The sequence below is a fragment of the Ruminococcus sp. YE71 genome (assembly GCF_900119155.1).
Classification (GTDB): Bacteria; Bacillota; Clostridia; order Oscillospirales; family Ruminococcaceae; genus YE71.
In genome coordinates this window covers 285,160-309,506 of record NZ_FPIR01000002.1, presented here as the reverse complement: position 1 = coordinate 309,506, position 24,347 = coordinate 285,160, and the positions used below count along the sequence as shown (strand labels likewise).

General features: G+C 54.1%; 18 protein-coding genes and 1 riboswitch. Of the genes, 11 read left to right on the top strand and 7 right to left on the bottom strand.

What is annotated here, in order from left to right; genetic code table 11:
- Nucleotides 1-103: 103 nt before the first annotated feature.
- Nucleotides 104-1,285 carry a hypothetical protein gene (locus tag BT142_RS03110; protein ID WP_072416737.1) on the bottom strand — a complete coding sequence of 394 codons (1,182 nt, stop codon included), beginning with the start codon at nucleotides 1,283-1,285 and terminating at the stop codon, nucleotides 104-106.
- Nucleotides 1,286-1,615: 330 nt separating this feature from the next.
- Between BT142_RS03110 and BT142_RS03105 the strand changes: the two genes are divergently transcribed.
- The 3 genes from BT142_RS03105 to BT142_RS03095 all read left to right on the top strand — a co-directional run bounded on the left by BT142_RS03105 (nucleotide 1,616) and on the right by BT142_RS03095 (nucleotide 8,529).
- A complete protein-coding gene (locus BT142_RS03105; protein ID WP_072416736.1) occupies nucleotides 1,616-4,078 on the top strand; it encodes a pectate lyase family protein in 2,463 nt (820 codons plus the stop codon).
- A 284-nt stretch (nucleotides 4,079-4,362) separates the two neighbouring features.
- Entirely contained in the window at nucleotides 4,363-6,978 is a 2,616-nt protein-coding gene (locus tag BT142_RS03100) for a dockerin type I domain-containing protein (RefSeq protein ID WP_072416735.1), read from the top strand.
- Nucleotides 6,979-7,188: 210 nt separating this feature from the next.
- Nucleotides 7,189-8,529 carry an MATE family efflux transporter gene (locus BT142_RS03095; RefSeq protein WP_072416734.1) on the top strand — a complete coding sequence of 447 codons (1,341 nt, stop codon included), beginning with the start codon at nucleotides 7,189-7,191 and terminating at the stop codon, nucleotides 8,527-8,529.
- Between the two features lie 139 nt (nucleotides 8,530-8,668).
- Here BT142_RS03095 and BT142_RS03090 read toward each other — a convergent pair whose 3' ends face one another.
- The 3 genes from BT142_RS03090 to BT142_RS03080 all read right to left on the bottom strand — a co-directional run bounded on the left by BT142_RS03090 (nucleotide 8,669) and on the right by BT142_RS03080 (nucleotide 12,626).
- Nucleotides 8,669-9,739: an NAD-dependent epimerase/dehydratase family protein gene (locus tag BT142_RS03090; RefSeq protein ID WP_072416733.1), complete on the bottom strand. Its 1,071-nt coding sequence runs from the start codon at nucleotides 9,737-9,739 to the stop codon at nucleotides 8,669-8,671.
- 3 nt (nucleotides 9,740-9,742) lie between these two features.
- Nucleotides 9,743-11,236 carry a nucleotide sugar dehydrogenase gene (locus BT142_RS03085; RefSeq protein WP_072416732.1) on the bottom strand — a complete coding sequence of 498 codons (1,494 nt, stop codon included), beginning with the start codon at nucleotides 11,234-11,236 and terminating at the stop codon, nucleotides 9,743-9,745.
- A gap of 217 nt (nucleotides 11,237-11,453) precedes the next feature.
- A complete protein-coding gene (locus BT142_RS03080; RefSeq protein WP_072416731.1) occupies nucleotides 11,454-12,626 on the bottom strand; it encodes a 4-O-beta-D-mannosyl-D-glucose phosphorylase in 1,173 nt (390 codons plus the stop codon).
- A 340-nt stretch (nucleotides 12,627-12,966) separates the two neighbouring features.
- Here BT142_RS03080 and BT142_RS03075 point away from each other — a divergent pair, with 340 nt between their 5' ends.
- The 3 genes from BT142_RS03075 to BT142_RS03065 all read left to right on the top strand — a co-directional run bounded on the left by BT142_RS03075 (nucleotide 12,967) and on the right by BT142_RS03065 (nucleotide 16,026).
- Nucleotides 12,967-14,310 (top strand): TrkH family potassium uptake protein, encoded by a 1,344-nt coding sequence (locus BT142_RS03075; protein WP_072416730.1) that lies wholly within the window; start codon nucleotides 12,967-12,969, stop codon nucleotides 14,308-14,310.
- Nucleotides 14,311-14,330: 20 nt separating this feature from the next.
- Nucleotides 14,331-14,975: a potassium channel family protein gene (locus BT142_RS03070; protein WP_072416729.1), complete on the top strand. Its 645-nt coding sequence runs from the start codon at nucleotides 14,331-14,333 to the stop codon at nucleotides 14,973-14,975.
- Between the two features lie 337 nt (nucleotides 14,976-15,312).
- The gene (locus BT142_RS03065) at nucleotides 15,313-16,026 is read left to right on the top strand and encodes a hypothetical protein (protein ID WP_072416728.1); all 714 of its coding nucleotides are present in this window, start codon (nucleotides 15,313-15,315) and stop codon (nucleotides 16,024-16,026) included.
- A gap of 68 nt (nucleotides 16,027-16,094) precedes the next feature.
- On the opposite strand, the gene BT142_RS03060 is transcribed toward BT142_RS03065, so the two are convergent.
- The 3 genes from BT142_RS03060 to metK form a co-directional block, all read right to left on the bottom strand.
- Nucleotides 16,095-16,826: a MerR family transcriptional regulator gene (locus BT142_RS03060; RefSeq protein WP_072416727.1), complete on the bottom strand. Its 732-nt coding sequence runs from the start codon at nucleotides 16,824-16,826 to the stop codon at nucleotides 16,095-16,097.
- A 164-nt stretch (nucleotides 16,827-16,990) separates the two neighbouring features.
- Nucleotides 16,991-18,163 (bottom strand): MFS transporter, encoded by a 1,173-nt coding sequence (locus tag BT142_RS03055; RefSeq protein WP_072416726.1) that lies wholly within the window; start codon nucleotides 18,161-18,163, stop codon nucleotides 16,991-16,993.
- Between the two features lie 218 nt (nucleotides 18,164-18,381).
- The gene (metK, locus tag BT142_RS03050) at nucleotides 18,382-19,557 is read right to left on the bottom strand and encodes a methionine adenosyltransferase (RefSeq protein ID WP_072416725.1); all 1,176 of its coding nucleotides are present in this window, start codon (nucleotides 19,555-19,557) and stop codon (nucleotides 18,382-18,384) included.
- Between the two features lie 79 nt (nucleotides 19,558-19,636).
- A riboswitch (SAM riboswitch) is annotated at nucleotides 19,637-19,742 on the bottom strand.
- A gap of 443 nt (nucleotides 19,743-20,185) precedes the next feature.
- Here metK and BT142_RS03045 point away from each other — a divergent pair.
- From BT142_RS03045 to BT142_RS03025, 5 genes are all read left to right on the top strand, one after another.
- A complete protein-coding gene (locus tag BT142_RS03045) occupies nucleotides 20,186-21,511 on the top strand; it encodes an aminotransferase class I/II-fold pyridoxal phosphate-dependent enzyme (protein ID WP_242871905.1) in 1,326 nt (441 codons plus the stop codon).
- A 77-nt stretch (nucleotides 21,512-21,588) separates the two neighbouring features.
- Complete coding sequence (locus BT142_RS03040; RefSeq protein WP_072416723.1) at nucleotides 21,589-22,029, top strand: GNAT family N-acetyltransferase; 441 nt, start codon at nucleotides 21,589-21,591, stop codon at nucleotides 22,027-22,029.
- Nucleotides 22,030-22,093: 64 nt separating this feature from the next.
- Nucleotides 22,094-22,417 carry a cyclic-di-AMP receptor gene (locus BT142_RS03035; protein WP_072416722.1) on the top strand — a complete coding sequence of 108 codons (324 nt, stop codon included), beginning with the start codon at nucleotides 22,094-22,096 and terminating at the stop codon, nucleotides 22,415-22,417.
- Complete coding sequence (locus BT142_RS03030) at nucleotides 22,414-23,388, top strand: DNA polymerase III subunit (RefSeq protein ID WP_072416721.1); 975 nt, start codon at nucleotides 22,414-22,416, stop codon at nucleotides 23,386-23,388. Before BT142_RS03035 ends, BT142_RS03030 begins: the two co-directional genes overlap by 4 nt.
- A gap of 92 nt (nucleotides 23,389-23,480) precedes the next feature.
- On the top strand, nucleotides 23,481-24,347 hold the full coding sequence (locus BT142_RS03025; RefSeq protein ID WP_072416720.1) for a PSP1 domain-containing protein: 867 nt from the start codon (nucleotides 23,481-23,483) through the stop codon (nucleotides 24,345-24,347).

Genomic DNA, 24,347 nt, shown 5'->3' with positions numbered 1-24,347 from the left:
ACAAATTTCAGGGTATGATGATCGTCAAATAACACAAGGCACGGCACGCCTGTCCGTATAAAAAGCAGCGGGAGCATGATGGCAACCACGCTCCCGCCTTGTATCAGCCTATTATTTTCTTAGCCATCGCGAAAAGATCTTCAAGCGAATACTTGTCGAGATCCTTTTCGGACTCTGTTTCAAGGTGACCGTCGTTCACAGCCTTCGGGATCGTAAAAACGGGATAGGTGCCGACAGTGGCATAAGTGGCGTCCTTATACACGCCGATATAAGAGCACGCGCCATCAAGGATAACGACGAAGTAATCGTAATCCTTGATATCATCGAAGTATTCCTCGGCAGACTTTCTGATGTCGGCAACGTTGAGCGAGGAAGGAACATTGTAGGTCATGCTGTCGTCAGAACCGATGATGTAACTGCCCTTCAGGTCTGCACCATCGCTTTCAAGATCTGCCATCGTTATAGCGACGGCGTTGAAGATGCTCTTGGCAGTGCTGTTCAGGGAAGCCTGTCTCGACTTCTTGACATACTTCCTCATGGAGCTCTCCATTTTCCAGCCTTCGCCGTCTATATAGTATATGTAGAAGTAGTCCTCGTCTTCCTCGCCGTCTCTGGTGTAGGAAACGGTGACATCATAGCCCTTTGTGACGGTATACTTGTGCTTTCCGTCTGCGGCGGAGGCGTCATCCGTATAGACGACTTTGAACAGCTCTTCGCGCTGTTCGTCGGTCAGCGAATTGACATCGCCGCCGTATTCTTCTATCTTATCCGCAAAGACCGCCAGCTGATCCAGCGTCTGCATGAGCGTGTCGAGCTCATCGGAAGTCATTTCGCCTTCCTTGGTTATGTTAGTTATCACGTATTTTCCCTTCGTGGCGCCGATCTGTGAAAAAAGATCGGTCCACTCAGCGGAACTCATCGCGATAAGGCTGTCAACGACCTTTGTGGGGTACATCATCCTGACGAGATTCTCGTAGTCGCTGTTGTTCACAGCTTCAAAATATTTTTTCAGAGCTTCTTCGTAATCCTCCGACGGCTCGGCAGCGCTGCTCTCCGAACTTTCCGAGGAAGTATCTGCGCTGTCCTCCGAGCTGTCCTCGGTCACCGAAGCGTCCTCGGAAGAATCCTCGTCGCGTTTCTCTTCGCTGTCGGCTTCCTTTTCGGAAGCGGTCTCGGAGGAGGATGTGCTCTCCTTTTCGTCATCGGAGCCGCCGACCTGTCCGCAGCCTGTAAATAATGTTCCCATGATAATTAGCGCTGTCACGCCTGCAAGAATTTTTTTCATTATGTATCTCCTTTACAATATTTTATATAGAACGGGCTTGGCGTCTATGGTAATATTATACTATATAACCATGCGAAAGTCAATATCTGATATATCCAAAATGTGATTCAAAACGAAAGCCGTAATATCATCGTGTTTGTCATTTTTTTATCAATGCGCAGATGATTTTTATCAATTTGTACTAAAAGTTTACAATTCGGGAATAAATAGTTCTGAATTTTGTTATTGAATACCGTATTCTTTTGTTATATAATTTAACTCAGAAAGCGAGCAACGGCTCGGCTTCAGACTGCAAACGTATTAAATATTTAAAAAGGAGAACTGATTATTATGAAAGCTATCATGAAAAGATCAATGGCAGCAGCAGTTGCGACCGCAACTATCCTTTCGACCATGGGCGTTGCACAGTATATGGCAGCATCGGGTCAGGGTCCGTTCGGCATCGTGGCAAGCGCTGCAAGCACCGCTTCGGTATCTGTAACAGCTTCGTCAGGCTACGCTGAGGGCGCTTACGCAGAATGGTCGGCAGTTTCGGGAGCTACGGGCTACAATGTATACGCCGACGGCAGCAAGATCGACAGTATGCTCATCCGTCAGTACGCTTCCTGCTTCCGTGCAGATGCACTCGGTCTCAAGGCAGGCAGCCACACCTTAAAAATAGTTCCTATCATAAGCGGCAAGGAAGACGCTTCAAAGTCCGCTGAGGTAAAGGTCACCACCACCGCTCACGACCGTTCGGGCTTCGGCTTCGTAAACGGCACCTCTTCGGGAGCTTATAACGATGACGGCACCCTGAAATCCAACGCTACCGTTGTTTACGTTACCAACGCTACCAAGGATTCCGTGACCGTTACTCTTCCCGACAAGAAGGGTACTGCCACTTCCCTCAAGGGCGTGCAGAACATCCTGACCAACTTAAAGAGCAATTCCAAGTGCGGCCCTGTCTGCATCCGCTTCATCGGAAACGTCCTCGACCCCGCAAATATGCCCAGCGGCGACCTGTACGTTGACACCGTGACCTGCGGTCTGACCATCGAGGGTATCGGCAAGGACGCTACATTCAACGGCTTCGGCTGTGTTATCAAGAACTCCTCGAACGTTGAGGTAAGAAACCTCGGCTTCATGAACTGCAACAGCTCCGAGGGCGACAACGTAGGTCTCCAGCAGAAGAACGACCACGTTTGGGTACACAACTGCGATATGTTCTACGGCGACGCAGGTTCGGACGCTGACCAGGTAAAGGGCGACGGCGCTCTCGACACCAAGACTTCCACCTACATCACCCACTCCTACAACCACTTCTGGGACAACGGAAAGTGCAATCTCCAGGGTATGAAGTCCGAGACTACCGAGAACTACATCACCTATCACCACAACTGGTACGACCACTCCGATTCCCGTCATCCGAGGATCAGGACCTGCTCGGTTCACATCTACAACAACTACTTCGACGGTAACGCCAAGTACGGCGTCGGCATGACCCTCGGCGGCTCGGCTTTCGTTGAGAACAACTACTTCCGCAACTGCAAGTACCCGATGCTCATCTCCATGCAGGGCTCGGACAATGCTACAGGCGGCACCTTCTCGGGCGAGAACGGCGGCGTTATCAAGGCTTACAACAACACCGTAACAGGCGACAAGACCAAGGGCTACGTTACCTATCAGCAGAACTCCACCGAGTTCGACGCTTACGAGGCTTCCAGCGCTACCGAAAAGGTCCCCTCTTCCGTAAAGGCAAAGCAGGGCGGCAGCACCTACAACAACTTCGATACCTCCAGCGTGATGTACAAGTACACCGCTCAGAGCCCCGCAGATGTTGTCAAGACCGTTACCGCTAACGCAGGACGCGTTCAGGGCGGCGACTTCAAGTGGACCTTCGACAACTCCGTCGATGACACAAGCTACGCTGTTAACACAGGACTCAAGTCCGCACTCGTTAACTACAAGGATTCCATCAAGGCTATCGGCTCGGGATTCTCGGATTCCACTATCCCCGATGATTCCTCTTCGAGCTCCGATACCTCCAGCTCCCAGACCGATACATCGTCCACTCCCGATTCTTCCAGCTCGCAGACCGACACTTCCTCGACCTCGCAGCCTGTTTCGGGAACCTACGTTCAGAACTTCACTACCGACGGCAAGACAAGCAGCTTCTTCAGCATCACAGGCAACCTCTCCACTTCCAAGGGTACCGTTAACTACGGCGGTCTGACCCTGACCCAGTGCCTCAAGCTCGAAACTGCTACCAGCATCAGCTTCACAGCTCCTTCCGCAGGCAAGCTCACACTCGTGTTCGCTGAGAGCGCAGCCACCATCAAGCTCGACGGCACCAAGCTGACCGCTTCCAACGGCGTCATCACCACAGATGTTTCCGCAGGCAGCCACACCCTCACAAAGGCTGATTCCGCTAACCTGTTCTACATTGTACTGGCGGCTGAGGGCGGCTCTTCCAGCAGCTCGCAGACACCCGACAGCTCTTCCGAGACTTCTTCCGACAGTTCTTCCGAGAGCTCGTCCCAGCCCGACGTTTCCAAGTACCCCATCGCAAACGCAGAAGTACAGGGAAGCACATTAAGGCTCACATGGAACGCTATCGAGGGCGCTGATAAGTACTGTATTGCTTACTACTCCGCAGGCAAGTGGAGACTGCTGGCACAGGGCAACGTTCTGACCTACACCAGAACGAACATCCCCGCAGGCACCTACAAGCTGGTAGTCGGCGCTAAGATCAACGGCGAATGGGACATCTCCAACATCAACAAGAGAGCGTTCACCGTTACTATCAACAAGTGATACTTTCTTAATACGAATGATTTTCGGCAGTTCCTTCGGGGACTGCCGTTTTTCATTTTTCGGGATGATGATGTCCTATGTGTGCGAAAATATTCGCATAGGTGAAGATATTTACAGGACGAAAACGGCAGCTGTACCGCAAAAAAGCCATATTGTGCGGTTTCAATGATTTATGTTAAGATTATTCAAAAAATATTATTGAAATCAGTAAAATATTATGATAAAATAACAATGCATTTATAAGAAGGAAAATGCACTATCATGTTCCATTGGAGGGTTAGAAAATGAATTTATGTAAAAAAATTATCTCGGGACTGATGGCTCTTAGCGTTACAGCTTCGACAATGTCCTTTGCAGGCGCGGGCGTTCCCGCGATCACGGCTTCTGCCGCTGACATCTCATCGACCATGGAATGGGGCACCCTCAAGATCGGCGGCGGCGGCTTCGTTTCGGGTATCGTTACGGGCAAGTCGGTGATGTACGCACGTACCGACGTAGGCGGCGCTTACAAGTACAACTACGACACTGAATCCTGGGATCAGCTCTTCGGCTTCATCAACGAGGCTGACCGCGGTCTCCTCAGCGTTGACGCTATGGCTATCGACCCCACAGACGACGATACCGTTTACTTCCTCTGCGGCTGCGCTTACTTCTCGGCTGAAAAGACCGTCATCTTCAAGACCACCGACGGCGGCAAGACCTTCAAGGAGATCGACGTTACCAGCCTTATCAAGGTAATGGGCAACGGCGACGGCAGACAGTGCGGCGAATCCATAGCTGTTGACCCCGACAACCCGAACATCATCTACGCAGGCGGCGACGTTACTTCCGACATGGATTCCAAGTCCGCGCTCATCAAGTCCACCGACGGCGGCGAGACCTGGGAGCCCGTTCTCGGATACGATGCCCTCGGACTGTTCGACAACAAGACCAAGTGGCCGACATGGGTAGACATTTACGCCCGTGCAGTATCGGAAGGCGCTTACAACACCCAGAACGGCGTTGCGAACATCGCTATCACAGGCGGCAAGGTATATGTCGGCACTTCCAAGAAGGGCGTTGCGAACGTTCATGTTGCAAACGTCAAGGACGACAAGTTCACCGAGCTCAGCAAGGATCTCCCCACCAACCTTCTTCCTTCGAGAATAAACATCGACGCAAACGGCGACCTGCTCATCTCCTACATCTCGGGACTGGCATTCGACGGCTCCAGCGGCGGCGGATACAAGTACTCCCCGAAGACAGGCAAGGTATCTCAGATATTTGAATCGACCTTCGGTCTCGGCTCCATCTGGGCAGACCCCAATAACCCCGACCACCTCATCGCAGGAAGCTGCGGCAAGTGGCAGGCTCAGCTCTGGCAGGAATGGACCGACCAGCACGGCGCTTGCTGGGGCGACCAGTACTTCCGCTCCTTCGACGGCGGTGAGACCTGGGAGAATTTCTCGCCGGGACAGACCCACGGCTGGAACCAGCCCCTCGTATCCAACTACCTCCAGGACGGCGGCTACGAATGGATAAGAGACAAGGCTATCCACTGGTCGGGTACAGTAGTTACCGACCCGCGCAACTCCGACAGAATGTTCATCACCTCGGGCAACGGCGTGTTCATCTGTGAGAACCTCTGGAGCACCGACCAGGACAAGCTCCCGACCTTCACATTCCACCCCGACGGCATCGAGGAGGTTGTTTCGCTTGACTTCGTGAGCACTCCCGACGGTCTTGACCTCTCTGCGATAGGCGACTACGACGGCTTCGTTCACGAGAGCGAGGATAAGATCGGCCTCCAGTATCAGCCGAACATGGGTTCGACCTCTGCGATCGCTGTTTGCCCGCAGAATACCGACGTCTGGGCAAGGACCTCAAACGACCTTAGCAAGGGATATTACACCCTCGACAGAGGCAAGACATGGAATGAATTCACCCCGTCCTGCTCGGGCGGAAAGCTCTCCATCACTCAGCTCTCCAAGAACAAGTACAGGATCATCAATTCGAGCGTTAACGGCGCTGTAAACTACTCGGACGACTTCGGCGCGACCTGGACCAAAGCCAGCGGTATCGACGCTTCCAAGACCGTTTACACTCTCGTTGATCCGAAAGATCCCTCGATAGTTTACGCTTCGGGCGTTAAGCATAACGACTACTGGGCTTCAGACAAGACCAAGACCGAGCCGACGCTTGAAGAATCCCACTACGGCTTCTTTGTCAGCACCGACTACGGCGCTACCTTCACCGCTCAGACTCTTTGCAGATACGATATGTGCGACAGCACAGGCGACCCCGCTTACCTCGGCGACGGTTCGATAATCGTGGCAGCAGGCTGGTACGGTATGTACAAGGTCTCCAACAAGGGCGCTAAGGTAGAAAAGCTCGACAACGTTTCCTACGCAAAGACCGTAGGCTACGGCGCTCCCGAGAAGGAGGGCGGAATCAACACCCTGTTCATCTACGGCAAGCCTTCCGCATCCGACCCCGAGGGCATCTACCGTTCTACCGACGGCGGCAAGACCTGGGACTGCATCAACACCGACCACCTCTACGGCGGCACGGGCAACGGCAACTACCTCGTAGGCGACATGGATGAATTCGGCAAGGTGTATATGTCAACTGTCGGCTGCGGTATCGTATACGGCAAGATCGCTGATTCCACACACGATCCCGACCCGCAGGACGAAACGATAATCTACGGCGACGCAAACTGCGACGGCGAAGTTGACCTCGCAGACGCTGTCCTCATCCGTCAGTCTCTCGATCAGCCGAGCAAGTACAAGCTGACCGAAAGCGGCAAGAAGAACGCTGACGTTGTCGGAAACGGCGACGGCGTGACCAAGGCAGACGCTGAGGCTGTTCAGAAGGTCGTTCTGGGCATCTACAAAAAGTCCGACCTTCCCATAAAGTAAAATAACCATATCAAACGGCTGTACTTTTGCGGTACAGCCGTTTTTTTGCGCTGGGATGCGAAAACTGTTCAGACAACCGTCATTGACCTTAAACATAATGGTGCTATAATACTAATGGAAGTCTTGTTTCGGCAGGGCTTCCGTATCTTTCTGATAAAACGGAGGTCTTTGCATGAGATCAGAGATCACGCCCGAAAAGAAGGCGCGTGGATGAACAGAGATTTTTCAAAAGGTACGATCTGGAAGATAACCCTGTCGCAGGCTCTGCCGCTGATGCTGGCACAGCTCGTTCAGCTTCTGTATAACGTCGTTGACCGCATCTTCATCGGCCACATGGACGGCGAGAACAGCATGGCGCTGACGGGGGTCGGGCTGACTTTTCCCGTCATCACCTTCATCGTATCCTTCGCCGCGCTGTTCGGGATAGGCGGTGTGCCGCTGTTTTCGATAGCGAACGGTGCAGGCGACAAACAGCGTGCCGAGCGCATCATGGGAACGTCCTGCGCACTTCTGCTGATAAGTTCGGCAGTCCTGACGATTACGGGCTACATTTTCTGCAAGCCGATACTGTACCTGCTGGGGGCGAGCGACAGTTCCTGCGTCTACGCCTTCGACTACCTGAAATTCTACCTGATCGGGACGGTATTCTCGATGCTGACGACGGGTCTGAACAGCTACATCAGCGCACAGGGTTTCCCGAGGACGGGTATGCTGACGACGATGATCGGCGCGGTGCTGAACATCATCCTCGACCCGATCTTCATTTTCGTGCTGAAGCTCGGCATCTCGGGCGCGGCGACAGCGACGGTCATAAGTCAGGTCGTTTCGGCGGTATGGATACTGCGTTTTCTGACGAAAAAAGCGGCTCTTCCGCTGCGGAGGGAGAACATCAGGATCGACGGCGGCATCGCAAAAAACATTTGCAGGCTGGGGACTTCAAACTTCGTGATGTCGGGAACAGCCTGCATCGTGCAAGCCGCCTGCAACGCGACCTTACAGACCTTTGGCGGCGACATTTACGTCGGGATAATGACCGTTCTGAACTCGGTGAGGGATGTATTTTTCCTGCCGATCAGCGGACTTGTGAACGGTGCGCAGCCTGTAATGAGCTACAACTACGGAGCGAAGAAATACGACCGTGTGCGGCAGTCGATCAGGTTCAACACGCTTGCAGGCGCGGTCTACACGATATCGGCGTGGCTGACCATTGTAATATTCCCTGGGTTCTGGTTCAGGATATTCTCGAAAGATGCGGCGCTTATCGCACCGGGAATTGATGCGATAAAGATCTATTTTTTCGGGTTTGTATTCATGTCGTTCCAATTTGCGGGGCAATCCACATTTCAGGCGTTAGGAGATGCGGGGCACGCGATATTTTTCTCGCTTTTGAGGAAAGTCATCATTGTGATACCGTTAACGCTGATACTGCCGAGAGTTGGGATGGGAGTCACGGGAGTATTCATAGCCGAGCCGATATCGAACATGATAGGCGGACTGGCAAGTTATATAACGATGCGGCTGACGGTATATAATAAACTGAAAAAAGAGTAAAGAAAGGCACCTTTGTCTCACCGACAAAAGTGCCAAAAAGAAGCAATAAAGTTTCCACGCCAGAGTCAAAAAAGTTTAGGAGGGGGGCTACACCCCTCCTAAACTTTTTTTCTGCTCTGGCGCTCACGGGACGGTTATACTATCTTATATAATAGTCTTTATACCACTCCGCAAATTTGCGAAGACCTTCTCGGATGCCAATCGTCGGTCTGAATCCGTAATCATCTTCCAATGCCTTACTGTCCGCATACGTCACAGGCACATCCCCGGGCTGCATCCCCACAAGCTCCCTATGCCCCTCAAAATCATAATCGGCAGGAAGTACACCCGCTCTCACAAGCTCCTCCTGCAACGTGCTGATATAATCCAGCAGATTCTCGGGCGTTCCGCCGCCAATGTTGTACACCGCATACGGCGGCATCGGCAGACCGTCCTCGCCTGTAGCCTTCTCGGGCGCTCCCTGCATCACACGGAAAACTCCCTCGACAATGTCGTCAACATACGTGAAATCACGCTTGCAGTTGCCGTAGTTGAATATCTTTATCCTGCCGTCCTTCGCAAGCGTGTTCGTTGCGGAAAAATAAAACATATCAGGTCTGCCCGCAGGCCCGTACACCGTGAAAAACCTCAGCCCCGTGGACGGGATGTTGTACAGCTTTGAATAACTGTGGGCAAGAAGCTCGTTGCTCTTCTTCGTCGCGGCATAAAGGCTGACGGGATTATCGACCTTGTCGTCGGTGGAAAACGGCACTTTCTTGTTGCCGCCGTAAACGCTCGACGAACTTGCGTAAACAAGATGCTCGACAGGATAATGCCTGCACGCTTCGAGGATGTTGTAGAAACCGATGATGTTCGACTCGATGTACACGTCGGGATGGTCGATGGAGTACCGCACCCCTGCCTGCGCCGCAAGGTTCACAACAATGTCGAAATGATATGAACCGAACAGCTCGTCCACAAGCGCCTTGTCCGCGATGGAGCCCTTCACGAAAACGTGCTTAACAGGCGAATTTTCCGCGGCTTTCCCGATGAGACCGAGACGGTATTCCTTCAGCTTCGGGTCGTAGTAGTCGTTCATATTGTCAAGGCTCACAACTGTACCCGAGGTCATCTCCCTCAGCAGTCTCAGCACCAGATTCGCGCCGATGAACCCCGGCGAACCCGTCACAAGGATGCTCTTTCCGTTCAGCCCTATCTTAACTTTGCTCATGATTCAATCCCTCCTGAAAAGGTCGCGGGTGTAGACCTTTTCTTCCACATCATCGAGTGCGCTGTCGTAGCGGTTCGCGATGATGCATCCGCACTTTTTCTTGAACTTTTTCAGGTCGTTGACCACCAGCGACCCGAAGAACGTACTGCCGTTTTCGAGGGTCGGCTCGTAGATGATGACCGTCGCGCCCTTCGCCTTGATGCGCTTCATGACGCCCTGAATACTGCTCTGACGGAAATTGTCCGAGTTCGACTTCATCGTCAGTCTGAACACGCCCACAACTATCTCCTTCTGCCTGCTCTCCTGCTCGGCAGAGTAGGACGCGCTGTTGCCGTAAGTGCCTGCAATCTCAAGCACGCGGTCTGCGATGAAATCCTTTCGGGTGCGGTTGCTCTCGACTATCGCGGTCATCATGTTCTGCGGAACATTCTGATAGTTTGCGAGCAGCTGCTTGGTATCCTTCGGCAGGCAGTAGCCGCCGTAGCCGAAGGACGGATTGTTGTAGAAGTCGCCCACGCGGGGGTCAAGGCAGACGCCGTGGATGATGTCCCTTGTGTTCAGCGACTTGACCTCGGCGTAGGTGTCCAGCTCGTTGAAGTAGCTGACGCGCAGGGCGAGATAAGTGTTCACGAACAGCTTGGTGGCTTCGGCTTCGGTGGTGGGCATGAACAGCACGGGGATGTTCTGCTTCACCGCCCCCTGCCGGAGCATCGCCGCGAATTCCTCGGCGGCTGTCATGTTCTTCTCGTCCGAGCCGACGATGATGCGGCTGGGGTAGAGATTGTCGTACAGCGCCTTCGACTCCCGCAGGAATTCGGGGCTGAAAATGATGTTGTCCATCCCCATTTTTCCGCGCACCTGCATGGTGTAGCCCACGGGGATGGTGGATTTTATAACGACTGTCGGCTGCTTCTCGCGGTCGGCGGTCGCTTTCTTTATCAGCCCCAGCACAGCCTCGACCGCTGAGCAGTCGAAGAAGTTGGTCTTTGGGTCGTAGTTGGTGGGAGCGGCGACGATGATGAAGTCCGCGTCCCTGTAGGCGCTCTCCCCGTCCGCGGTGGCGGTGAGGGAAAGTCCGCGCTCGTCGTATTCGGCGAGGTACTGTTCGATGAAGTCGTCCTGAATGGGGCTCTTGCGGCTGTTCAGCTTCTCGACCTTCTCGGGAACGATGTCAACGGCGGTGACGTCATTGTGCTGAGACAGCAGGACTGCCAGCGACAGACCCACGTAGCCCGTACCTGCGACGGCTATCTTCTTTCGTCCGACAGGCTTCACCTCGGCGGTGTCCTCAACAAAAAGGTCGGCATAGTCGAACCCGAGCACCTCCGAAAGGGCGAGCAGCTGGTCGATGGACGGACTGTAATCCCCCTGTTCGAGCCTTGTGAACATGGTGCGGCTGATACCAGTTTTTTCTGCGAGTGCGGACTGTGAAAGACCCATCGCCTTTCTTTTGCTGCTCACGGTCTCCGCCAGCAGCTGTAGGGATATATGTTTCATGGAAAGACCTCCCGTATCAGATGTCATTATCGGTGACACATCGGTTTTATGTGCCGTACTATTATTATAACCGATGTCAGCGTCCGTGTCAAGGACTTTGTCGCAGTATTTCGCATTTTCGTGATAATAACGGTCAAAATCTCCGCACAGCTGTCATCATCAGCGACAAAAAGACCCCGCAGCAGGAAACTGCGGGGTCAGTATAATCAGATACAGATCATTCCTTGCCTGCCAGCAGGTCAAGATTGCGGCTGATGAGTCCGCAGCGCTGCTCGACGCATTTTGCAGTGCGGAGTGCGTCGGCAGGGGTGTTGAAAGCGTAGTCGAGGAGCTTGTCCACCGTGGACTTTGCGACGTGCAGACGTGTGTCCGAGGAAGCGTAGTAGATGTACAGGTCGCCGTTGTCGTCGGCGATGGCACCGTTTGTGAACACCACGTTTGAAACATCTCCGACCCTCTCGTCCCCGAACGGAGCGATGAGATATCCGCCCGGCTCGGCGATGACCTTCCAGGGCTCCTTCAGATCGGTGACGAAGCAGTAGATGACATAGCGCAGACCTGCCGCGGTGTTTCTCACGCCGTGTGCGATGTGCAGCCAGCCGCGTTCGGTCTTTATTGGCGTCGCGCCTGCGCCGTTCTTGCTCTCGGTGATGGTGTGGTAGCGGCGGATGCTGGTCATGCGCTCCTCGTCGATAACAGCGTGGGTGATGTCCTCAGCCAGTCCGAAGCCGATGCCTCCGCCCGAACCTGTCTCGATAAAGCCGTCCATCGGTCGGGTGTAGAATGCATACTTCCCGTCAACGAATTCGGGCAGCAGGGTAACGTTTCTCTGCTGGGGACTGCGAAGGGTCACAAGGTCGGGCAGACGCTCCCAGTTGGTCAGATCCTTCGTGCGTGCGATGCCTGCCGAAGCCACAGCCTCGGAAAGGTCGTCGGTGCCTGCGCTCTTCTCCACGCAGAAAACGCCGTATATCCAGCCGTCCTCGTGCTGAGTCAGGCGCATATCGTAGACGTTGGTCTCGTCGTCGGTCAGTTCGGGAAGAACGACGGGATAGTCGCGGAATCGGAAGCCCTCAGTGCCGCAGTCGCTCTCCGCCACCGCGAAAAAGCTCTTTCTGTCGCTGCCCTCAACGCGTGCGATAAGGCAGTAGCGGCCGTTCAGCTTGACCGCGCCCGCGTTGAACACCGCGTTGATGCCGAGTCGCTCCTGAAAATACGGGTTGGTCTCTGCCGAGAGGTCGTATCTCCAGTGCAGCGGGATGTGAGCCCTTGTCAGCACGGGGTTGACGTAGCGGTCGTATATCCCGTTGTAGAAGCTGCTTTTCGGGTTCTTCTTCGAGAGCATCTTGTCCTGTTCGCCCAGCAGCTGGTAATATTTATCGTGTATCATTTAGTTTACTCCTCCTGCATGATGTCTTATTGTCCATAAAGTCCGTTATCGGACAGGTCTATTTTACACCAAAAGAAAAATCAAGTCAATAGCCTTCCGCCAAATTTTTTTAATGTAAACGTTATTCGATGTTATCAATAAATATAGTCAAGAAATCGCGCCGTGTTTTGGGCGATGCGATAAGGCAGAAAACTGTCCTTCCGAAAACGCTTAACATAACATTTTTCTGACATATTTTTCCTTAGTTCATATAATCTTAACATTATATTCCGAAACATATCAGATTTTTCACCCGAAATATGTTATAATCAAAAAAGAACAAATTTATAGAGGTGCAAATATGCAAAAAAAGAACAAATCGCTGAAAAACAAACATCTGAACTCGTTTCAGATAATCATCATCGGATTTTTCGGGATGATACTGCTGGGTTCGCTGCTGCTGATGCTGCCCATATCATCGCAGGCACGCACCGTCACGCCGTTTCTCGACTGTATGTTCACGGCAGTCTCGGCGACCTGCGTTACGGGTCTGGTGGTAAGGGACACCGCCACATACTGGTCGCTCTTCGGCAAAGCAGTGATACTCACGATGATACAGATAGGCGGCATGGGCGTCATCACCATCGGTCTCGCGATAATGCGGCTGTCGGGCAAGAAGATAGGTCTTTCCCAGCGAAGCACGATGCAGGATTCGATATCCGCGCCGCAGGTGGGCGGCATCGTAAGGCTCACGGGATTCATCTTGAAGACCTCCGCACTGATAGAACTTATCGGAGCCGCTCTGCTGGCACCTGCCTTCATCCGCGACTTCGGCGTTGCGAAGGGTCTGTGGTACGCGCTGTGGCATTCGGTATCGGCATTCTGCAACGCGGGCTTCGACCTCATGGGCGTCAGGGAGAAATTCTCCTCCCTCTGCACCTACCACGATGACATCTACGTCAACACCGTGATAATGCTCCTGATAATCGTCGGCGGTATCGGCTTCCTCGTCTGGAACGACATCGGCACCCACAAGCACAAGCTCCAGAAGTACAGCCTGCAAAGCAAGGTCGTTCTGCTGACTTCGCTGGTGCTCATTGTTCTGCCCGCAGTTTACTTTTTCTTCTGCGAATACGCCGACCTTACCTTCGGTGACAGATTCATCAGCTCGGTATTCCAGTCGGTGACCACGAGGACCGCAGGCTTCAACACCCAGGATCTCGCTCAGATGGAAGAGTCGGGCACGCTCATCATGATAATGCTCATGCTGGTCGGCGGTTCGCCAGGATCGACCGCAGGCGGTATGAAGACTGCCACCATAGCAGTACTGTTCCTCGCGGCGATAACCGTATTCAGCCGCCGCAACGACGTTCAGTGCTTCAAGCGCCGACTCCCCGAAGAAGCCGTCAGAAACGCTGCGGCTATCCTCTTCACCTACCTCACGCTGTTTATTTCGAGCGGTATCGTCATCAGCAGGATAGAGGGTCTGCCGCTGCTCACCTGCCTGTTCGAGACAGGCTCGGCAGTGGGAACCGTTGGTCTTACCCTCGGCATCACAAGCACCCTTTCTTCTGTCTCAAGGGTGATACTCATGGTACTCATGTTCTTCGGACGTGTGGGTGCGCTGACGCTCATCTACGCCGCTCTGCCCTCCTCCGAAAGCATCAAGTCAAAGCTCCCGATGGAAAAGATCTCCGTCGGCTGATATGAAAGGAGAATAACATTATGACATCTGCTCTTATAGTCGGTGTAGGCGAGTTTGGAAGCCACATCGCCAAAAGGATGAACGAGCTCAACTGTGAGGTCATGGCTGTGGACATCAGCGAGGAACGCATCGACGACATCCTGCCCTACGTCACCAGCGCAAGGATCGGCGACAGCACCGATACCGAGTTTCTCCGCACCCTCGGCGTCGGAAATTTCGACATATGCATCGTAGCGGTGGGCGGTCTGTTTCAGGTTTCCCTCGAAACGACCTGCAACCTCAAAGAACTCGGCGCAAAGCACGTCACCGCAAGAGCTACCAACGACGTTCAGATGAAATTTCTCCGCATGGTGGGCGCCGATGAGGTCGCTTACCCCGAGAAACAGACGGCTATCCGCATCGCAACAAAATACGCGTCCGAGACTATCCTCGACTTCATCGAGCTCGATAACAACTACTCGATCTACGAGCTGAAAGTCCCCAAGGAATGGTGGAACAAGACCCTCATCCAGGTGGACATCAGAAAGAAGTATAACATAAACATCCTGACCTTCAAGCGCGGTGACAAAGTCTTCCTCCCCAACCCCGAGACCGTCATGGAAGAAGGCGACATAGCTTTCGTCATAGGCGAGATCCGAGACATCCAGAAATGCTTTAAGATCTGACTGCGGAGCCAACTTGAGGAAACCCGCCTTATATTTCTGCCCTGCAAAACAGATGATGATCTTATTTAGCGCAGGGAGCCAAACGTCCCCTTCATATCAAAGTTCACCCAATATTAAAAGTTTTAGGAAGGGGGTTTTGGGGAAACCCTTTTTTAAAAGGGTTTCCCCAAATTAAAAAAAGTAACCAACAACCCGTAAGTTTTTCACAATTACGGGAAATATTGTTCATAACCGTTTTATCGGGTATTGATACCTTCTCAAACGTTTAAGTTCACTTGATTTCGCGGTTTTGGTGTGGTATAATGTGTTTATTCCAATGACGGGAGGAGTGAGCTCAATGAGATACGGCATGAACAACAACAAGAGGACGAACACCTCGTACACCACCAAGCTGGCTGTTACGGGCGTGCTTGCCGCAGGGATGCCGCTTGCATACGTTGCGAGAAAGTCATCCGAACCGCTGAGCGCACTTTGTCTCGGTGCGGTGTTCATCTGTGCGGGTTTCATCCTTTGCAGCACGCGCAGGAACAGACCCTTCGGCAAGCACATCAGCAAGACCGCAGTCATCACCGCAGGCGGAATTCTTGCGGCGATACCCTTCATCTCGCACGCTCTCGGCAGACTGGAAAGATTTTCGGCTGTAGGGTTCATCAGCGAGCTCTCCATCGTCAGCGCGGTGTCGCTGGTAATTCTCGGCGCGGCTGTGACCATGCTCCCCTTCATCGTGAACGCGGTTAAGCTCCGCCGCTGCTCGCACTCGGTGACCGCGAGGTGCGTGAAGCTCTCCGAAAGGCGCATCGACGGCTGCGAGATAAGCTCCGCGGTCTGGGAGTACCGTTTCGGCGGCGAGCAGTTCAGAGTCATCGACAGTACCCCGAACCGCAGCGGCATTCCGCAGGTGGGCGATTTCTGCGAGCTGAGGATAGACCCCGAAGCGCCAGCCAACATCTACAGACCCGACGTTTCCGAGCTTGTTTTTTCTGTCTGCATCGGGCTTGTCGTGTTCGGCGCGGGGCTTCTTGCAGTCGCTCACGCGGTCGGCGTTATCTGAGAAAACGGCTTTTGCGAATATATCAGAAAGGAGATGACCTCCCGCTTCGGGAAGCCATCTCCTTATTATTATCTGCCGCTGACGTACTCGGCGATGGCGCGGCTCGCGAATTCCGCCGTGCCATCTCCGCCTGCCTTATCGATATTCGCCTTGAACTCCCCGTCCGCGGCGTACATCTGCCCGAGGGACGCCAGCATCTCGTCCGAACAGCTGTAGTAGTTCTCCGAAATGTAGCCCTGCAACTTCTTCACGAGGGCTGCCGCATCAGCCGAGTCGGCGTCCGCACCTCGCAGTCTGCCGAACTCCGCGAAAATGCCCATGAGCCCCTCTGCGATGTTCATGCTGTCCTCCTCCGAACGGTCTTTCGACTTCTCTTCGTACTCGGCGAATTCCTTCGTGCTGCCCCACTCGGCTTTTGCACGTTCGGCATATTCCCTGACTTTCCTGTTGTCAAAAATCTCAAAATCCATTTTTCTATCTCCTTTTTGCTGTATTTCACGAGCGAAGGCGATTATGCCCTCAAGGCGCTCTTTTTTCAGGGTCAGGAGCTCTATCTGCTGTGCAAGCGCCCTTTCCCTGTCGAAATCGGGAGCGTCGAGGATGTCCTTTATCTCGGCGAGTGAAAACTCCAGCTCGCGGAACAGCAGTATCTGCTGCAATCTCTCCAGAGCCGTATCGTCATACAGCCTGTAGCCTGCCTCCGTGCGCATCGAAGGCGTTAACAGCCCGAGCTTGTCGTAGTATTGCAGAGTGCGTATACTCACTCCTGTCAGCTTGCTCACCTCATTGACGGTCTTCATCCGCCTCACCTCCTCGTGTGATTATAGTATAAACTATTACGCTGCGTAAGGGTCAATATGTATGCCGAAACTTTGTAGATTTCCACAAATTTGAGCGTTATCAAAACCGTCTGTTTATGCAAAAACACCTCCGATATACCCATCGAAGGTGTTTTTCCGTATTTTCAGCGTATATCCTTTGAACGTTTCACGCAGAATTTCAGCACATAAAGGAATGCCGCCATCAGCACCGCACACACGGGCAGCACTATCATCGCCTTGCCGTAGCCTGCCTTCTCGACCAGTCCGCCGAAAAAGGCGTTGAAGCCGATGTCGAAAAATGTCGCGACGCTCAGCACAAAGCCCGTCGCCGTGCCTGCCTGCGAGGGGTCGTAGAAGCTGCCTATCAGCATCACCAGCAGCGGATAGATGACCGAGAACGCCAGTCCCGAAGCCCCGAAGAACAGCAGTCCGCTCTTCCCGAAAGCGACTCCAAGGGAGTGCAGCACCGCGCCTGCCGCCGAGCATATCAGCAGCATCCTGAAGACGCCCACACGGTCGATGAACGGCGCAAGAATCAGCCTCGCCACCGTCAGTCCGCCGTAAAACAGCGACAGATACATCGCCGCTTTCTGCACCGTGAACCCGAGATGCACGCTGCCGTATGAGGTCAGCCAGTTCATCAGTCCGTGCTCCGCGATGAAGTAGCAGCCGCAGACGAGTATCAGCAGCAGCGTCGCAGGGTCTTTGATGATGCCGATGTAGCCGCCGCTTTTCTTCGAGTCCTGCGGCTTTTCGGGGTCGGGCAGCTTCATCGTCATGAGCAGCGCAAAGCTGACCAGCGCCGCTGTCAGCAGTATCGCGTTCGCCCCGTGCCATGCGCTCATCTTCTCCGCGAAGCGTCCCCCCACGTTCTGCGAGGTGAATATCCCCACTCCCTGCAAGAAATTAAACAGGTTGACGTACAGCGCAGGCGGCGCGAAAAGCATCGGTGTGATGATGTTGACCGAGGTCGAGATCATCGTCGAGCCGCCCATCGAGAACATCATCGCGGCGAGCAGGATATAATAATTTTCCGTAAAGACGTATGTTGCAAGCGCCGCCGACCACAGCAGCAGCACTCCCCCGATGAACCGCTTCCTCGGCAATCGGTCGGACAGGTATCCGCCCACCGACAGAAACAGCAGGTTGCCGATGTAGCTCACCATGATGATGCGTCCCGACTGCGGTTCCGTCAGCGAAAACGCGCTTCTGAACTGCGGAAGGAACACCCCTCTCAGCGCATCCGAAGCGGCTGTGATGGTCATGACTATCCCGCAGAAAAGCATCGCCGTGAGCCTTGAACTTTTTTTCTCCATACCATTCTTCCCCCGAAATAAATGCTCTGTATAAAAATATGAAATGCAGTTTTCTTCAAATCATCCGACCAATCAATTATAGCACACGGCGTTACCCTCGTCAATAGCAGGAAACATTTGCAAATCGTAAATTTTCTGTTTATTTCAGCGATGATATAATAATATGAACATAAATATCCCGACAGTGCCGCGAAACACCGTCGGGATGTAATGACTGCTTAGTTAAGAGCCGCCTTGAGAGCATCGACCTTGTCGGTCAGCTCCCACTTGACGCCCAGCTCCTCGCGTCCCATGTGACCGTAAGCCGCAAGAGCACGGTACTGGGGCTTTCTGAGGTCGAGCTCCTCGATGATAGCCGAGGGTCTCAGGTCGAACACCTTTGTAACAGCCTCGCCGAGCTTTTCGTCGCTGACCTTGCCTGTGCCGAAGCTGTCAACTCTGACAGAAACGGGGGAAGCCACACCGATAGCGTAAGCAAGCTGAACCTCGCACTTGTCCGCAAGTCCTGCCGCCACGATGTTCTTAGCGACCTTTCTTGCCGCATACGCCGCCGAGCGGTCAACCTTTGTCGGATCCTTGCCCGAGAATGCGCCGCCGCCGTGTCTGCCCATGCCGCCGTAGGTGTCAACGATTATCTTTCTGCCTGTCAGACCGCTGTCGCCGTGAGGTCCGCCGATAACGAAGCGTCCTGTCGGGTTGATGAAGTACTTGGTCTCGCCGTCGAGAAGATCTGCGGGGATAACCGCCTTCACGACCTTCTCGATCATGTCTGCGCGGATGGTGTCGAGGGTGACATCGTCGTCGTGCTGAGTCGAAACGACTACTGCGTCAACGCGGACGGGCTTGCTGTCGTCGCCGTACTCGACAGTGACCTGAGTCTTGCCGTCGGGTCTGAGGTAGGTCAGTTCGCCCGACTTGCGGATCTCGGAGAGGCGCTTAGCCAGCTTGTGTGCCAGCGAAACGGGCAGCGGCATCAGCTCGGGGGTCTCGTTGCAGGCATAGCCGAACATCATGCCCTGGTCGCCCGCGCCGATATCGCCCTTGTGCTCGTCTCTGCCCTCAAGGGAATCGTCAACGCCCATCGCGATGTCTGCGCTCTGCTTGTCGATGGTGGTGAACACCGCGCAGGTGCTGCCGTTGATGCCGTAGTCATCGTCGGTGTAGCCGATGTCGCATACGGTCTTTCTGACGATCGAGGGGATGTCGATCTGCGCCTTGGTGCTGATCTCGCCCATGCACATTACCATGCCTGTGGTGGTGACGGTCTCGCAGGCAACTCTCGACTCGGCGTCCTGCTCGAGCAGTGCGTCGAGGATAGCGTCGGAAACGCAGTCGCAGATCTTATCGGGATGTCCCTCTGTGACCGATTCTGATGTAAATAAAAGCTTTGACATAAAATACTCTCCTATCTGAAAACTTTACCATAAAAAAACGCCTCGGAAAACCCGAAGCGAACGTCTGCTTGCTTTGTTTTCCTCATCTCTCGGAATCTCTTCCGCAGGAATTAGCACCGTTTCACTATCGTGTGAATGGTTGCCGGGCTTCACAGGACCTGTTCCTCCGCCGCTCTTGATAAGGCGCATATCATATGCGTTAGGTATATTATACAACACTAACCGCGTAAAGTCAAGCATTTTGCCGAAATCTTGTAGGACATCTTGTAAATTTTCGGTGAACGGTCTCCGACCGTAACGCATTTTTCCTTTCCGCATAATATGTAATATGAGCCGACGGCGAAAGCCCGAAGCTCAAATAACTACACTCAAAGGAGAAACGACTATGTGCAACAATAACAACTGGTGGATCATCATTCTTGTCCTTCTCGTATGCTGCGGCGGATGCGGCGGAAACGACTGCGGATGCGGCAACAACGGCTGCGGCTGCGGCTGCAACTGACCCGCGGACACCGCCCCGAAGGTCTCACCGCCTTCGGGGCGGTTTTTTGTTCACAAATTCCGCTTTCATCAACTCCCCCGCCGTGTTATAATTAGATAAGTGATCTTTTTAAAAGGGGTGTGTCTGTTGGGACTTAACGGATTTGTGAGGAAGTATGCCGCTTCGGGAGTGTCGAGATTCCATATGCCGGGGCATAAGGGTGTGCCGCTGCACGGTCTCGAACCGCTCGACCTTACCGAGATAAAGGGTGCGGACTTCCTGTTTGAAGCGGACGGCGTCATCGCCGAGGGCGAAGGGCTGACTTCACAGGCTTTCGGGTCGGCGGCCACCTGCTGGTCGGCTGAGGGGTCGAGCCTGTCTATCAAGGCGGCGCTCTGTATGCTGAGACAGCACTTCGGGCGCGACATCACCGTCGCATCACCGCGCAACTGCCACCGCGCCTTCATAAACGGCTGTACCCTGCTGGGCATCGAACCCGAGTGGATTTACCCGTCCTCGCCGCGGACCCTCCTCTGCGAGTGTGCCGTCACCCCCGAGGACGTCCGTGCGGCCCTTTCTCGCGGCGGCATCGACGCGGTTTACGTCACCTCCCCCGACTACCTCGGCGGCATGGCAGACATACGTGGCATCGCGGCGGTCTGCCGCGAGTACGGCGCACTTCTCGCAGTGGACAACGCTCACGGCGCGTACCTGCACTTCGTCGGGGACAAGCATCCCCTCGACTGCGGCGCGGACATCGTCTGCGATTCGGCGCACAAGACGCTCCCCGTCTACACGGGCGGCGGCTATCTGCACATCTCGTCCGACGCGCCTGCCGACCTCAGAGACCTGGCGAAACCCGCGATGGCGATGCTCGGCTCCACAAGCCCATCCTACCTCATCATGGAGTCCCTCGCCCTCTGCGCCGAGGAACTTCACGGCTCGCTCCCCGAACGTCTGAGAGCCTGCTGTGAGCGCACCGCGGAAGTCAAGTCGCTCATGCGCCGCCGCGGCATCGGCGACCTTTCCTCAGAGCCCATGAAGATAACCATCGCCGCTTCGCGCTTCGGGTACGATGGCGGCGAGCTTGCGGATATGATGCGCGAAAGCCGCATGGAGTGCGAGTACTCCGACCCCGACGCGGTGGTGCTGATGCTCTCGCCATACAACACCGCCGAGGACTTCGCCCGTCTTGAAGTGTTCCTCACGGGGCTTGAACAGCGCGAAGCCATCCTTCACCCCGACAGCGCCGAGCTCTTCGCCGTGCGCCCCGAGCGGGTGCTCTCCCTGCGCGAAGCCATGCTCTCCCCCTGCGTGAACATCCCCTGCGACGAAGCCGAGGGCAGGATATGCGCTCGGACAGCCATGTCCTGTCAGCCGTCGGTCGCCGCAGTCATGGCTGGCGAACGGATAACGGGCGAAATAATAAAAATTTTAAAAAGGTATGGTATTTTCGGGATAGATGTGTTATAATATAAGGTGGAATATTATTTTTTCTCTTTTTACTATAGAGAGCCGTATCCGAAGCAATAATGTATGGAGATAGACAGATGATCGAAATAAGAGAATGTGATGATCACGAAGCCGCAAAAGAACTGATCCGTGAGTATTCAAAAATAAAGGGTGCGGAATCCTGCTTTATATCCCTTGAAAAAGAACTGGCAGATCTAGAAGGTTTTTATCGGGACGGAGCTCTGCTGCTCGGATATGACGGCGAAAAGCCTGTTGCAACGATCGCGTTCAAGAGGATAGATGATAAAAAAGCGGAAGCAAGGCGATTATTCATCAAACCCGAATACAGAGGGCTCGGCTATGCAAGACCTATGATAAATGCCCTGCTGGATAAATGCCGCGGTTCGGGCTTTGAGGAAGTCCGTTTTACTACAAAGCCCGAAGTGATGAGCGTAGGCTACGCGTTGTATAAGAAAATGGGGTTTGAAGAACTCGAAAACAACAAAGGAACGGTCCTGATGAGAATGGTATTGATCTGATCCCGATCCGTCAGCATAGAACACCTTTTTAAAAAGGGAATATTATTTCAAACGGAGAAACGCTATGAAATTAGTTTACGCTATAGTCAATAACGACGATAACTACGCCGTCTCGAAGGCTCTGCTGAAAAAGGGCATACGCGCCACAAAGCTCGCGTCTACGGGCGGTTTTCTCTCGGCAGGAAACACGACCTTCATCATCTGCTGTGACGACAGTCAGGTGGACACGATAGTCGAGACCTGCCGCGAATACTCACGCAAGCGCAAGCAGTATGTGCCTTCCTCGGCGATACTTGAGACCGAGGGCACAGGCTCGTACCCCGTTGAGGTAGCTATCGGCGGCGCGACCATTTTCGTCACCGATATCGAAAGGTTCGAGCAGGTATGATAAACTTCATCGGAAACGAGACCCAGACAGAGCTGACCGCAAGGCTCATCGCGGCTGACCGCGAACCGCACTCGGTCATCATCTGCGGCGAACATGGGCTCGGCAAACGCACCCTCGCAAAAGTCCTCGCCTCACAGCTTCTCTGCGAGCGCGGCGACGGAACGTTCTGCGGGCAGTGCCGCGCCTGCCGACTTATCGAACAGGGACAGCACCCCGATGTCATGACCGTGCAAAGCTCCGACACGGGCAACTACAAGGTCGAGGACATCCGTGCAGTGGTCTCCGACGCGGTCGTTTCGCCGAACGAGGCGCGGCTGAAGGTCTACATAATCCCCGACCTCGACCGCTCGCGCCAGACGCTCATTCAGGTGCAGAACATCCTGCTGAAGCTCATCGAAGAGCCGCCCGACCACACGGTGATGATACTCACCGCCCGCTCGAAGGAGACTTTCCTCGCGACGATAATCTCGCGAACCCTCCACCTCACAGTCGAGGAGACCGAGCCTGCACAGACCGCGGCGTACCTCGCCGAACAGGGCTGTGACCCTCAGCTTTCCGAGGAGGCGGTCAGACGGTGCGGCGGCAATATCGGCGCCTGCCTCGACTACGTGTCAGACGAAAAAGTCCGCAAACTCGCGGACATCGCGGCGGCGGCTGTTCAGGCGCTTGCCGAGAACGACGAGTACGAACTGCTGAAACTGTTCACGATGGCAGACCAGAAGCGCGACAGCTTCATACGGCTGATGACTTTCATGCAGAGAGCCGTCCGCGACGCTCTGCGGATACACACGGGAACCCAGACTCCCTACGTGTTCTCACAGGAAGCCTGCAAAGCCCTCGCCGCAAAGCGCTCCACCAAGCGCCTGACAGCCGCCTTCGACATCCTCGGCGACTTCTCGGGACGCGCCTCGGCAAACTGCCTGACAAGCATCCTCGTAAACGCCCTCACAGCGGCGCTGATAAAAAGCTGACGCAGAATAAATAAGAGATGTTTTCCGAAAGGGTCGTGCAGTATCTCTTATTTCTAATCTCTTTCATAAAAATCTTTCACGGAGGTCAATATATGGACGTTAAATACATAGGTGTCCGCTTCAAGAGAGTGGGCAAGATATATTACTTTGCGCCCGGCGATATCAATGTCGTCAAGGGCGATAAGGTCATCGTTGAGACGGTTCGCGGAGTCGAGTGCGGCGACGTTGTTATCGAGATACGCGAGATGCCCGAGGAGCAACTCACCTCGCCGCTCAAGACCATTATCCGCATCGCTACCAAACGCGACCTTGAAACTATCGAGCGCAACAAGAAGAAGGAAAAAGAAGCCTTCGCGATATGCGAGGAGAAGATCAAAAAGCACGGCCTGAAAATGGATCTCGTGGACGTTGAATGCACCTTCGACAACAACAAGCTGCTCTTCTACTTCACCGCGAAGAACCGCGTGGATTTCCGCGAGCTGGTTAAAGACCTTGCAGGCGTGTTCCGCACACGTATCGAGCTGAGACAGATAGGCGTCCGCGACGAAGCGAAACTGCTGGGAGGACTCGGCATCTGCGGTCAGCCCTTCTGCTGCTCGCGTTTCCTCGGCGACTTCCACCCCGTTTCGGTCAAGATGGCTAAGGAACAGTCCCTGTCCCTCAACCCCACCAAGCTGTCGGGCAGCTGCGGCAGACTCATGTGCTGCCTGAAGTACGAGAGCGAAGCGTATCAGGATCTTCTGCGCACGACCCCGAAGGTGGGCGCGGTAGTCAAGACCTCGGAGGGCAAGGGCACCGTCATCGACGTAAACCTGCTGACAGGCATCCTCAAAGTCAAGCCCGACAAGAGCGACAACATCCTCACCGTCAAGAAGGACGATGTTGAGGTCATCAAGGACGGCGTGGTGAAGCTCGACAAAAACGAGCTGAGAGCGCTCAAACAGCTGGAGGGCAAGTGA

Coding starts and splice junctions, on each gene's coding strand:
- BT142_RS03035 (WP_072416722.1), top strand. CDS start 22,094: ATGAAATTAGTTTACGCTATAGTCAATAACGACGATAACTACGCCGTC.
- BT142_RS03065 (WP_072416728.1), top strand. CDS start 15,313: ATGAGATACGGCATGAACAACAACAAGAGGACGAACACCTCGTACACC.
- BT142_RS03085 (WP_072416732.1), bottom strand. CDS start 11,236: ATGAAACATATATCCCTACAGCTGCTGGCGGAGACCGTGAGCAGCAAA.
- BT142_RS03060 (WP_072416727.1), bottom strand. CDS start 16,826: ATGAAGACCGTCAATGAGGTGAGCAAGCTGACAGGAGTGAGTATACGC.
- BT142_RS03025 (WP_072416720.1), top strand. CDS start 23,481: ATGGACGTTAAATACATAGGTGTCCGCTTCAAGAGAGTGGGCAAGATA.
- BT142_RS03110 (WP_072416737.1), bottom strand. CDS start 1,285: ATGAAAAAAATTCTTGCAGGCGTGACAGCGCTAATTATCATGGGAACA.
- BT142_RS03095 (WP_072416734.1), top strand. CDS start 7,189: ATGAACAGAGATTTTTCAAAAGGTACGATCTGGAAGATAACCCTGTCG.
- BT142_RS03100 (WP_072416735.1), top strand. CDS start 4,363: ATGAATTTATGTAAAAAAATTATCTCGGGACTGATGGCTCTTAGCGTT.
- BT142_RS03090 (WP_072416733.1), bottom strand. CDS start 9,739: ATGAGCAAAGTTAAGATAGGGCTGAACGGAAAGAGCATCCTTGTGACG.
- BT142_RS03080 (WP_072416731.1), bottom strand. CDS start 12,626: ATGATACACGATAAATATTACCAGCTGCTGGGCGAACAGGACAAGATG.
- metK (WP_072416725.1), bottom strand. CDS start 19,557: ATGTCAAAGCTTTTATTTACATCAGAATCGGTCACAGAGGGACATCCC.
- BT142_RS03055 (WP_072416726.1), bottom strand. CDS start 18,163: ATGGAGAAAAAAAGTTCAAGGCTCACGGCGATGCTTTTCTGCGGGATA.
- BT142_RS03040 (WP_072416723.1), top strand. CDS start 21,589: ATGATCGAAATAAGAGAATGTGATGATCACGAAGCCGCAAAAGAACTG.
- BT142_RS03030 (WP_072416721.1), top strand. CDS start 22,414: ATGATAAACTTCATCGGAAACGAGACCCAGACAGAGCTGACCGCAAGG.
- BT142_RS03070 (WP_072416729.1), top strand. CDS start 14,331: ATGACATCTGCTCTTATAGTCGGTGTAGGCGAGTTTGGAAGCCACATC.
- BT142_RS03105 (WP_072416736.1), top strand. CDS start 1,616: ATGAAAGCTATCATGAAAAGATCAATGGCAGCAGCAGTTGCGACCGCA.
- BT142_RS03075 (WP_072416730.1), top strand. CDS start 12,967: ATGCAAAAAAAGAACAAATCGCTGAAAAACAAACATCTGAACTCGTTT.